The 10,894-nt window shown below is 73.0% G+C and carries 12 protein-coding genes; 2 read left to right on the forward strand and 10 right to left on the reverse strand.

Annotated elements, in window-relative coordinates; translation table 11 throughout:
• Nucleotides 1-46: 46 nt before the first annotated feature.
• From era to ACL02O_RS23220, 7 genes are all read right to left on the reverse strand, one after another.
• Nucleotides 47-943, reverse strand: coding sequence for a GTPase Era (gene era, locus ACL02O_RS23190; protein WP_412820240.1), 897 nt, complete (start codon nucleotides 941-943; stop codon nucleotides 47-49).
• Complete coding sequence (locus ACL02O_RS23195; RefSeq protein ID WP_412820241.1) at nucleotides 940-1,326, reverse strand: cytidine deaminase; 387 nt, start codon at nucleotides 1,324-1,326, stop codon at nucleotides 940-942. Before ACL02O_RS23195 ends, era begins: the two co-directional genes overlap by 4 nt.
• Nucleotides 1,319-2,731 (reverse strand): hemolysin family protein, encoded by a 1,413-nt coding sequence (locus tag ACL02O_RS23200; protein ID WP_412820252.1) that lies wholly within the window; start codon nucleotides 2,729-2,731, stop codon nucleotides 1,319-1,321. Before ACL02O_RS23200 ends, ACL02O_RS23195 begins: the two co-directional genes overlap by 8 nt.
• Nucleotides 2,707-3,180, reverse strand: a complete 474-nt coding sequence (ybeY, locus tag ACL02O_RS23205) for an rRNA maturation RNase YbeY (protein WP_412820242.1) — start codon at nucleotides 3,178-3,180, stop codon at nucleotides 2,707-2,709. Before ybeY ends, ACL02O_RS23200 begins: the two co-directional genes overlap by 25 nt.
• 17 nt (nucleotides 3,181-3,197) lie before the next feature.
• Nucleotides 3,198-4,256 (reverse strand): PhoH family protein, encoded by a 1,059-nt coding sequence (locus ACL02O_RS23210; protein WP_412820243.1) that lies wholly within the window; start codon nucleotides 4,254-4,256, stop codon nucleotides 3,198-3,200.
• A gap of 130 nt (nucleotides 4,257-4,386) precedes the next feature.
• Entirely contained in the window at nucleotides 4,387-5,763 is a 1,377-nt protein-coding gene (locus ACL02O_RS23215) for a serine hydrolase domain-containing protein (protein WP_412820244.1), read from the reverse strand.
• A gap of 21 nt (nucleotides 5,764-5,784) precedes the next feature.
• Nucleotides 5,785-6,135 carry a histidine triad nucleotide-binding protein gene (locus tag ACL02O_RS23220; protein ID WP_412820245.1) on the reverse strand — a complete coding sequence of 117 codons (351 nt, stop codon included), beginning with the start codon at nucleotides 6,133-6,135 and terminating at the stop codon, nucleotides 5,785-5,787.
• Nucleotides 6,136-6,181: 46 nt separating this feature from the next.
• Between ACL02O_RS23220 and ACL02O_RS23225 the strand changes: the two genes are divergently transcribed.
• Entirely contained in the window at nucleotides 6,182-6,943 is a 762-nt protein-coding gene (locus ACL02O_RS23225) for an SDR family NAD(P)-dependent oxidoreductase (RefSeq protein WP_412820246.1), read from the forward strand.
• Between the two features lie 97 nt (nucleotides 6,944-7,040).
• Here ACL02O_RS23225 and ACL02O_RS23230 read toward each other — a convergent pair whose 3' ends face one another.
• The 3 genes from ACL02O_RS23230 to hrcA all read right to left on the reverse strand — a co-directional run bounded on the left by ACL02O_RS23230 (nucleotide 7,041) and on the right by hrcA (nucleotide 10,015).
• Nucleotides 7,041-7,775 carry a 16S rRNA (uracil(1498)-N(3))-methyltransferase gene (locus tag ACL02O_RS23230; RefSeq protein ID WP_412820247.1) on the reverse strand — a complete coding sequence of 245 codons (735 nt, stop codon included), beginning with the start codon at nucleotides 7,773-7,775 and terminating at the stop codon, nucleotides 7,041-7,043.
• A gap of 1 nt (nucleotide 7,776) precedes the next feature.
• Entirely contained in the window at nucleotides 7,777-8,919 is a 1,143-nt protein-coding gene (gene dnaJ / locus ACL02O_RS23235) for a molecular chaperone DnaJ (RefSeq protein ID WP_412820248.1), read from the reverse strand.
• A gap of 73 nt (nucleotides 8,920-8,992) precedes the next feature.
• A complete protein-coding gene (gene hrcA, locus ACL02O_RS23240; protein ID WP_412820249.1) occupies nucleotides 8,993-10,015 on the reverse strand; it encodes a heat-inducible transcriptional repressor HrcA in 1,023 nt (340 codons plus the stop codon).
• A 225-nt stretch (nucleotides 10,016-10,240) separates the two neighbouring features.
• Between hrcA and ACL02O_RS23245 the strand changes: the two genes are divergently transcribed.
• Entirely contained in the window at nucleotides 10,241-10,882 is a 642-nt protein-coding gene (locus tag ACL02O_RS23245; RefSeq protein ID WP_412820250.1) for a DUF4870 domain-containing protein, read from the forward strand.
• Nucleotides 10,883-10,894: the final 12 nt, after the last annotated feature.

The following is a 10,894-nucleotide window of genomic DNA, read 5'->3' on the forward strand; positions in this document are numbered from 1 at the left end:
GCGATCGCCGGCCCGGACGCACCGGGCCGGCGATCGGACGTACGCCTCAGAAGCCGAGCTTGCGCAGCTGCTTGGGGTCGCGCTGCCAGTCCTTGGCGACCCGGACGTGCAGGTCCAGATAGATCCGGGTGCCGAGCAGCTCCTCGATCTGCCGGCGCGCCGTGATGCCGACCTCCTTGAGCCGGCTGCCCCGATGGCCGATCACGATCGCCTTCTGACTGGGCCGCTCGACGTAGACGTCGGCGAAGATCCTGGTGAGGTTGCCCTCCGGAATCATCTCCTCCACCACGACGGCGATGGAGTGCGGCAGCTCGTCCCGGACCCCCTCCAGGGCCGCCTCGCGGATCAGCTCGGCGACCAGCACCTGCTCGGGGTCGTCGGTGAGCATGTCGTCCGGGTAGAGCTGCGGCGACTCGGGCAGGTACCCGGTCATCACGTCGACCAGGGTGTCCACCTGGTGCCCGGAGACCGCGCTCACCGGCACCACGTCGGCGAAGTCGGCCAGCTCGCTCACCGCGAGCAGCTGCTCGGCCAGCCGCCTCTTGTCCACCAGATCGGTCTTGGTGACCACGGCCAGCACGGTCGCCTTCAGGCTGGCCAGCTCCCCGGTGATGAACCGGTCGCCCCGGCCGATCGGCTCGTTCGCCGGAATGCAGAGGCCGATCACGTCGACCTCGCTCCAGGTCTCCCGGACCAGGTCGTTGAGGCGCTCGCCGAGCAGCGTCCGGGGCCGGTGCAGCCCCGGGGTGTCGACCAGGACGAGCTGCGAGTCCGGCCGGTGCAGCACGGCACGGATGACGTGCCGGGTGGTCTGCGGCTTGTTCGAGGTGATCGCGATCTTGGTGCCGACGATCGCGTTGGTCAGCGTCGACTTCCCGGCGTTCGGCCGCCCGACGAAGCAGGCGAAACCGGCGCGGTACGGACGCTCCCCGACGTGGGTCACTCGACCACCGTGCCGAGAACGGTGCCGTCGGGCGCGGCCACGTGGATCGGCGCGTCGGCGGCGAGGTCGCGGACGGCGGCGTGTCCCGCGCCGTCCAGCGTCGAAGCCTCGGTCACCACCACCGCCGCCTCCAGCCGGGTGGCCCCGGCGGCCACCGCCGAGGCGACCGCGAGCTGCAGCGCGGTCAGGGTCAGCGACGGCAGCGCGACGCTGGCCGCCGCGTACGTCCGGCCGTCCTGGTCGCGGACCGCCGCGCCCTCCACGGCGCCGACCCGGCCACGCGCCCCCCGGGCCAGGACGACCAGCTTGGCGTCCTCGGCGGTGAGCTCGGCCGGGTCGGACGGGGTGGGCCGGGCCGCCGGCACGGCGGAAGACTCAGGCATCGGCGGGCTGCCTCTCCTCGGAACGGTTGTGGTTGCCGCGGGACTCGGCGTGTTCGCCCCGCCCCGCGCTGTCGGCTGCGTCGCTCGGCGCGACCCGGCTCACCAGCACGGTGTCTATCCGGTTGCGCCGACCGGTGGTGCCCTCGGCGATCAGCCGGAGCCCGGCCACCTCGGCCTCGGCACCGGGGATCGGCACCCGCCCGAGCGACTGGGCGAGCAGACCGCCGACCGTCTCCACCTCGTCGGTGGGGAGTTCGGTGTCGAACAGCTCGCCCAGATTCTCCACCGGCAGGCGGGTGGTCACCCGGACCGACCCGTCCTCCAGGCGCTCGACCGGCGGGCGTTCGACATCGTACTCGTCGGTGATCTCACCGACGATCTCCTCCAGGATGTCCTCGATGGTGACCAGTCCGCCGGTGCCGCCGTACTCGTCGACGACGATGACCAGGTGGTTGCGGGCCGCCTGCATCTCGGAGAGCAGATCGTCGACCGGCTTGGACTCCGGCACGAAGGTCGCCGGGCGCATCAGCTCGGACACCGGCAGCTGCGCGGTGCGCGGGTCGCCGCCCTGGGTACGCCGGATCAGGTCCTTGAGGTAGAGCACCCCGAGCACGTCGTCCACGCTGTCGCCGATCACCGGGATGCGGGAGAACCCGGAACGAAGGAAGAGCGCCAGCGCCTGGGCGAGCGTCTTGCGCTCCTCGATCCACACCATCTCGGTACGCGGCACCATCACCTCACGGGCGATGGTGTCGCCGAGGGCGAAGACCGAATGGATCATCTGCCGCTCGCCGTGCTCCACAACCCCGCGCTGCTCGGCCAGGTCGACCAGTTCGCGCAGCTCCACCTGGCTGGCAAACGGCCCCTCCCGGAAACCCTTGCCGGGGGTGACCGCGTTGCCGATCAGGATCAGCAGCGAGGCGAGCGGGTTGAGCGCCCGGCCCAGCCAGCGCACCAGCGGAGCGACCGCCCGGCCCACCGCGTACGCGTGCTGCCGGCCGATGGTGCGCGGCGCGACGCCCACCACCACGAAGCTGACCACGGTCATCGCCCCGGCGGTGACCAGGGCGGCCTGCCAGCCGGCGCCGAAGCTGTCCACCGCCACCAGCGCGACCAGGGTGGTGGCGGTCAGCTCGGCCAGCAGCCGGAGCAGGAGCAGCAGGTTGAGGTGGCGCACCACGTCACCGGCGACCGCCTGGAGGGTACGGGCGCCGCGCGCACCGTCCCGGGCCAGTTCGGCGGCGCGGGCCGGGGAGACGGCGGCCAGCGCCGACTCGGTCATCGCGATCAGGCCGGCCAGCACCACCAGCGCCGCCGCGAAGACGATGAGCTGGAGATCGGGCAGGCCGGCGGGGGCGCCGCCGGCCGCCAGGGTAGCCATCACTTCGACCGGGTCGCCCGCCAGCTGGCCAGCAGCCGGGCCTGGAGACCGAACATCTCCCGCTCCTCCTCGGGCTCGGCGTGATCGTAGCCGAGCAGGTGCAGCACCCCGTGCACGGTGAGCAGGTGCAGCTCGTCGGCGGACGAGTGCCCGGCGGTGGCCGCCTGCTTGGCCGCCACCTCCGGGCAGAGCACGATGTCGCCGAGCAGGGCCGGCTCACCGCCGGCCGGGCTGCTCTCCCCCGGCCCGTGGTCGACGCTGCCCTCGTCCATGGGGAAGGCGAGCACGTCGGTCGGGCCGTCGCCACCCATCCAGCGGTGGTTCAGCTCCGACATGTAGTCGATGTCGACCAGCAGCACGGAGAGCTCGGCGAGCGGGTTGACCCCCATCTCGTCGAGGGCGTGCCGGGCGACGGCGAGCACGGCGTCGGTGTCGACCTCGACACCCGACTCGTTGGCGATCTCGATGGACAACTGTCTTCCTCTGGTGGTTAGCGGCGCCGGCCGGCCCGGCCGCCCTGGGCGGTCCGCCCCGGCACGGCACGCACGCCCTGCGCCTGCTGGTTCTCCCGCTCGGCGTCCCAGCGGGCGTACGCGTCGACGATCTCGCCCACCAGCTTGTGGCGGACCACGTCGGCGCTGGAGAGCTGGGCGAAGTGCACATCCTCGACGTTGCTCAGGATCTCCCGGACCACCCGCAGGCCGCTGGTCGTCCCGCCGGGAAGGTCCACCTGGGTGACGTCACCGGTGACCACGATCTTGGAACCGAAGCCGAGCCGGGTGAGGAACATCTTCATCTGCTCGGGCGTGGTGTTCTGCGCCTCGTCCAGGATGATGAACGCGTCGTTCAGCGTACGGCCTCGCATGTACGCCAACGGCGCCACCTCGATGGTGCCGGCGGCCATCAGCTTCGGGATGGACTCCGGGTCGAGCATGTCGTGCAGCGCGTCGTAGAGCGGCCGCAGGTAGGGGTCGATCTTCTCGTTCAGGGTGCCGGGCAGGAAGCCCAGCCGCTCGCCCGCCTCGACCGCCGGCCGGGTGAGGATGATCCGGTTGACCTGCTTGGCCTGGAGCGCCTGGACGGCCTTCGCCATGGCCAGGTAGGTCTTGCCGGTGCCGGCGGGGCCGATGCCGAAGACGATGGTGTGCGCGTCGATCGCGTCGACGTAGCGCTTCTGGCCGAGCGTCTTGGGACGGATGGTGCGGCCGCGCCGGGAGAGAATGTTGAGCGTCAGGACCTCGGCGGGCCGCTCGGTGCTGCCCTGCTCGAGCATGCCGACGGTACGCCGTACGGCGTCAGTGGTCAGGGTCTCGCCTTTCTCGATGAGTTCGAGCAGCTCGCTGAAGAGACGCTCGGCGAGGGCGTTGTCCGCGGGCGCGCCGGTGATGGTGATCTCGTTGCCCCGCACGTGGACGTCACTGTTGACCGAGCGTTCGACGAGGCGGAGGATCTCGTCGCCCGCGCCGAGCAGGTTCACCATGATCTTCTGGTCGGGAACCGTGATCCTGGTCTGCACCCGGGGCGGGCCGGGAGGTGGGGTGCCGGTCATAGGTCGGGCCGTCGGGCCCTACGCCACCTGCTCTCGATCTCTGCGCCGGGCCCTGCTGGCGCGGCGGACGTGACATCCATCGTATCGGTTCAACACCCGCCGCACCGCGCCCATTTCCCGTGGTCGAAGGTCAACTACCGGTCCGGAAGTCGTACCCGTCGAAGGTTTCCTGGTGACGGCTGAAGCGGTAGGTGGCCCAGTGCATCCGGACCACCGCGCCGCGCTCGTCGCGGGTCAACCGGAGCAGCTCGCCCACCTCCCGACCCGACACGGTGCGGAACACGTCCGGCCGGTCCGGCAGCGGCACGAACACCGCCGGCGGCTTGCCGGCGGGATCGTCCGCGCCCCGGGCCCGCAGCGTCCCGTCGTGCCAGGAGAAGACGTACTCGAAGCCCTCGCCCCACCAGCGGCCCAGCACGCCGCGCAGGTGCTCCGGGGCGGGCGGCCCGGGTCGCCACGGCTCGATCTCGGCCGGGTCGTGCTCGGCGGCGGCGGCGAGCAGCCGGTGCGGCAGCTCGAACACCTCCGTGCCGGTGCCCGAGGAGCCGAGCACCGCACAGCCCATCGCGCCGGCGGTGCCGTCCCCGCCGCGCCGGCCGTAGACGGCGGCCAGGAAACCGGGCATGGCCCCGTCGTGCCCCACGTGCATCACCCGTCCCCGCTGTGGCACCAGGATCAGCCCCAGCCCGAAGCCGGCGACCCAGAGCGTCTCGTCGGTGGTGGTGAGCGGCCAGCGCATCTCGTCCAGGGTGCTCGGGGCGAGCACCCGGCCGTCCGGGTCGAGCGCCGCCGGGTCGGCCAGGAAGGCCGCCCAGCGGGCCATGTCCGGGGCGGTGCTCCAGAGCTGCGCGGCCGGGGCCACCGCGCCGAAGTCGGCCGGCGGCTCCGGCCGGGCCTCGTCGGAGTACGCGTCGACCAGGAAACCGGTGGCCGCCCGCTCCCCCGGGTTCGGGCCGGTGGCGGTCAGTCCGAGCGGAGCGAGCACCCGGTCGGCGAGCACCTCGGCCCAGGTGCCGCCGCGCAGCCGGGCGGCCAGCTCCCCGAGGAGCGCCATGCCGAGGTTGGAGTAGTGGTAGCGCCGCCCCGTCGGCAGCACGCGTTCGACCCGGGCCAGGTCGGCGAGCAGCTCCGCGACGCCGGGCGCGCGCAGGGTGTCCCAGACGTCACCGTGCGGCTCCCGCTGCAGGCCCGCGGTGTGTGACAGCAGCCGGCGTACGGTCAGCTCGCCGTGCGCCGGCAGGTCGAGGTGCCGGCCGATCGGGTCGTCCAGGTCGATCAACCCGTCGTCCCGGCACTGCATGACCAGCACGGAGGTGAAGGTCTTGGTGACCGAACCGATCCGGAACACCGACTCCGGGTCGAGCGGGGTGTCGTTGCCGGTCCCGCCGGCCGTGCAGGTCCAGAGCGGCCGGTCGGCCCGGTGCAAAGCCACCGAGACCGCCGGGATCCGGCCCTGCGCCTGCGCCTGCCGCACCAGCCGGCCGAGCCGGTCATGCACTGTGATCATCAGGGCAGTCTAGGGACGCCCTCAGCGGCAGAGCATCGGGCCGAGCGGGGCCCCGCCGAGCAGGTGCGCGTGGGCATGGAAGACCTCCTGCCCGCCGTACGGTCCGGTGTTGAACATCAGCCGGAAGCCGTCGGCGGTCAGCCCCTCCTCCTCGGCCACCACGGCGGCGGTGGCCAGCACCTCACCGGCCAACCCCGGGTCCCCCTCGGCGAGGGTGGCCACGTCCGCGTAGTGCTCCTTCGGGATCACCAGCACGTGGACGGGCGCCTTGGGGTCGATGTCCCGGAAGGCGAGGGTGGTGGCGGTCTCCCGGACGATGGTGGCCGGGATCCCACCGGCGACGATCCGGCAGAACAGGCAGTCGGTTCCCATCGGGGCATGGTAAGTCGTCCCGATCGGATCGGGCATGATGTGCCGCGTGACTTCTCGGGCGGTTCTGGTGACGGGGGCCTCGCGCGGCATCGGACGCGCGGTGGCGCGGGCGTTCGCGGCGGGCGGGGACCGGGTGGCGATCCACCACCGGGACTCGGCGGAGCTGGCCGAGACGCTGCGGGCGGAACTGCCCGGCGACGGGCACGTGGTGGTCCGCGCCGACCTGGCCGACCCGGACGCGGTCCGGACCATGGTCGACACGGCCGCCGACCGGCTCGGCGGCCTGGACGTCCTGGTCAACAACGCCGGCGTGTTCGGGCCCGCCGACCCGCCGCACCCGGTCTTCGAGAGCACCTACGAGCAGTGGCGGCAGCGCTGGCGGGAGGTGCTGGACACCAACCTGTTCGGCGCCGCCAACGCCGCCTGGTGCGCCGCCCAGCACATGCGCGACCGGGGCGGCCGGATCATCAACGTCTCGTCGCGGGGCGCCTTCCGGGGCGAGCCGGCGAACCCGGCGTACGGGGCGAGCAAGGCGGGGATGAACGCCATGGCACAGTCACTCGCGGTGGCCCTCGCCCCGTACGGCATCGCGGTGGCCAGCGTGGCGCCCGGCTTCGTCGAGACGGACATGACCAACGAGCACCTCAAGAACCCCCGGGGCGACGCGATCCGGGCCCAGTCCCCGTTCCATCGGGTGGCCCGCCCCGAGGAGATCGCCGCCGCCGTGCACTGGCTGGCCAGCCCCGAGGCGGAATGGGCCGCCGGCACCATCGTCGACCTCAACGGCGCCTCCTACCTGCGCAGCTGACCCCGGCTCAGGCCGGCGCAGGCACCCGCCGATCGACCGAAGCCTGCCACTGCCGGACGAGACACAAGACCACAGAGCGGTATGCCTCAGAGGCGGGTCACCAGCGGGACAGGCGGGTGGCGAGGACGCTCAGCGCGGCGACGCCGGCGGTGGAGGTGCGCAGGACCGCGGGGCCGAGGCGGACGGGGCGGGCGCCGGCCTCGCGGAAGGCGGTCAGCTCGGCCGGGGCGATGCCGCCCTCGGGGCCGACCACCAGCACGATCTCGCCGGTTTCCGGCAGGTCCGCGGTGGTGAGGCGCTCCTCGGCCTCCTCGTGCAGCACGAACGCGGCGGCCGCCCCGGCGATCCGCCGAGCGACGGTGGTGGTGGACTCGTCGGGCGTCCCGGCCACCACCGGCAGCCACGCCCGGCGGGCCTGCTTGGCCGCCTCGCGGGCGGTGGCCGCCCACTTGTCCCGGGCCCGTACGCCCCGGTCGCCGCGCCACTGCGCCACCGAGCGGGACGCCGACCAGGGGACGATCTCGTCCACCCCGACCTCGGTCATCGCCTGCACGGCCAGCTCACCCCGGTCGCCCTTGGCGATGCCCTGCACCACGACGAGCCGGGGGACGGAGGCGTCGACGTACCCCCGGGTGGTGACCCGCAGGTCGAGGGTGCCCCGGCCGACGGCGGTGACCACCACCGCCGCCGTGCCGCCTCGGCCGTCGGCGAGCAGCAGCTCCTCGCCGACCCGCAGCCGCTGCACGGTGGCGGCGTGGTGCCCCTCCGGCCCGTCCAGCGTGAGCGTGTCGCCGGTGGGCAGCGCCTCGACCAGGAACAGCGGCGTCGACACCTCAGGCGTGCCCGTTGAAGGCGTCGCGCATCCGGGAGAAGAAGCCGCCCTGCTTGCTCAGCTCGGCAACCTCCTCGCCCCGGGTCTTGGCGAACTCGCGCAGCATCCGCTCCTGGTCGGGGTCGAGCTTGGTCGGGGTCCGCACGTCCAGGTGGACGTAGAGGTCACCGCGGCCGGTGCCGCGCAGGTGCGGTACGCCCCGGGCCCGCAGCCGCAGCGTGCTGCCGGGCTGGGTGCCCGGCTTGACGTCGACCGTCTCCTCGCTGTCCAGCGTCTTGATGGTCAGCCGGGTGCCGAGCGCGGCGGCGGTCATCGGCACGGTGACCCGGCAGTGCAGGTCGTCGCCCTTGCGCGAGTAGACGTCGTGCGGCCGCTCGTGGATCTCCACGTAGAGGTCGCCGGCGGTGCCGCCACCCGGGCCGACCTCGCCCTGCTGGGCGAGCCGGATCCGCATGCCGTCCTCGACGCCCGCCGGGATCTTGACGGTGAGCGAGCGACGGGTCCGCACCCGCCCGTCACCGGCGCAGGTCGGGCAGGGGTGCGGGATGGTGGTGCCGTAGCCCTGGCAGACCGTGCACGGCCGGGCGGAGACCACCTGGCCGAGGAAGGTCCGCTGCACCGACTGCACCTCGCCCCGGCCGCCGCACGCCTCGCAGGTGGCCAGGTGGGTGCCGGCGGCGGTGCCCGCGCCGGAGCAGGTGGTGCAGAGCACCGCCGTGTCCACGGTGATCGGCGCCTCGACGCCGAACGCGGTCTCGTTGAGGTCCAGCTCCAGCCGCAGGATCGCGTCGGCGCCCGGGCGGGTACGCGGCCGCGGGCCGCGCGAGCCACCGGCCGCGCCGCCGAAGAACGCGTCCATGATGTCCTGGAAGCCGACGAACGGGCCCGCTCCGCCCGGACCGCCCGGCCCGGCGCCCCCACCGCCCGGTGCGAGCGGGTCGCCGCCCAGGTCGACGATCTGCCGTTTCCGGTCGTCCGAGAGGACCTCGTACGCGGCGTTGATGTCCTTGAACTTCTCCTGTGCCTCCGGGTCCGGATTCACGTCCGGGTGGAACTGCCGCGCCAGTTTGCGGTAGGCGCGCTTGATCTCGTCGTCGGAGGCGTCCCGGCTCACGCCGAGAATGCCGTAGTAGTCCCTGGCCACTGCGTTCGGTGTCCTCGTGTTTCGTCTCGCGTTGCGCCGCGTCGGCCGCAGTTCGGCCGTCGGCCCTGACTGGTCAGTTCTGGGCCAGCAGTTCGCCCACGTAGCGTGCCACGGCCCGTACCGTGGCGATGGTGCCGGGGTAGTCCATCCGGGTCGGCCCGAGCACCCCGAGCCCACCCACGATGGTGTGGCCCGGGCCGTACCCGGTGCTCACCACCGAGGCGGCGCGCAGGTTGTCGATCTCGTTCTCGTCGCCGATCAGCACCCGGGTGGTGCTCGGCTCGGCCTCACCGATCAGCTTGAGCAGTACGACCTCCTCTTCGAGCGCCTCGAGGATCGGGCGCAGCGAGCCCTGGAAGTCGAGCAGGCCACCCCGGGTGAGGTTGGCCGTGCCGGCCAGCGCGATGCGCTCCTCGTGCCGCTCGACCAGGGTCTCCAGCAGCACGCTGGAGAGCGTGGCCATGGCCGGGCGCAGCTGTGGCGAGGACTCGTCGACCAGCGCCTGGACCAGCGGCGGGGTGTCCGACAGCGGGCTGCCGACCAGCTTCTCGTTGACCAGCCGGCGCAGGTCCGTGACGTCGTCGGCGGGGATCGGCCCGGGCATCTCCACCAGCCGCTGCTCGACCCGGCCGGTGTCGGCGATCATGACCACCATCAGCCGGGTGGTGGAGATCGGCACCAGCTCCAGGTGGCGCACCTTGGAGCGGGCCAGGCTGGGGTACTGCACCACGGCGACCTGGCGGGTGAGCTGGGCGAGCAGCCGGACCGTGCGGTGCACCACGTCGTCCAGGTCGACCGCGCCGACCAGGAAGCGCTCGATGGCCCGGCGCTCGGCGGGGCTGAGCGGCTTGACCCGGGAGAGCCGGTCGACGAAGAGGCGGTAGCCGCGGTCGGTGGGCACTCGGCCGGCGCTGGTGTGCGGCTGCCGGATGTAGCCCTCCTCCTCCAGCACCGCCATGTCGTTACGGACGGTCGCCGGGGAGACGCCCAGCTGGTGGCGCTCGACCAACGCCTTGCTCCCCACCGGCTCCTGCGTGGCGACGTAGTCCTCGACGATCGCGCGCAGCACGGCGAGCTTGCGGTCGTCGAGACCCATCTCCCCACCTCCTGACGCACCTCGACCCGCCGGGCGGGGCACCCGCCGGGCGTCTGGCACTCGACTGTAGCGAGTGCCAGTCTACGTCGGCGCGCCCACCGACGCGATGATCAGCGACGGACCTCCGGTGCGGCTCCGCGTACAGGTGCGCCAGAGCCGATCAGCCGGACATCGCAGCGGTGTCGCTCTGGTGCGCACTTGCGTACCGGACCTACCGTGACGTCCATGACTGAACCTCCTCGCCCTCCCGGAGCGGGGGACCCCGGCGCGCAGCCGCCGGAGGCGACCCCGCCGTCGGCCCCGTACGGCTCGTCGTCGGCGGACGAGCCCCCCACCGCACCACTGTCCGGGGCCCCGGGTGGGGCCGGCTATCCCCCGCCCGGTGACTATCCGCCGCCCTCCGGCGGCCAGCCGCCGTCGGGTGGCTATCCGCCCCCTGGTGGCTACCCCCCGCCCGGCGGCCAGCCGCCGCCCGGTGTCGGGTACCCGACCGGTGGCGCGTACGGGGCGCCCACCGGTTACGCCAACAACGAAGACAAGACCTGGGTCCTGGTCGCGCACTTCGGCGGCGCGGCCGGGATGTTCATCAGCGGCGGGGTGCTGGGCTGGCTGGCCCCGCTCGTCGCCATGCTGGCCCGGGGCAACCAGTCGCCGACCGTGCGCCAGCACGCGGTGGCGGCGCTCAACTTCCAGCTGCTCTGGTCGATCGTGGGCTTCGTCGGCTGGCTCCTGGCCTGCATCGCGATCGGCTTCGTCGCGGTCGGCGCGGCGGTCATCCTCGGTGTCGTCTTCGGCATCCTGGCCGGGGTGAAGGCCAACGAGGGGCAGTTCTACCGCTACCCGATGTCGATGAACCTGATCAAGTGACGCCGGCCCGGG

Origin of the sequence: Micromonospora mangrovicola, assembly GCF_047200535.1 — a bacterium.
GTDB lineage: Bacteria > Actinomycetota > Actinomycetes > Mycobacteriales > Micromonosporaceae > Micromonospora.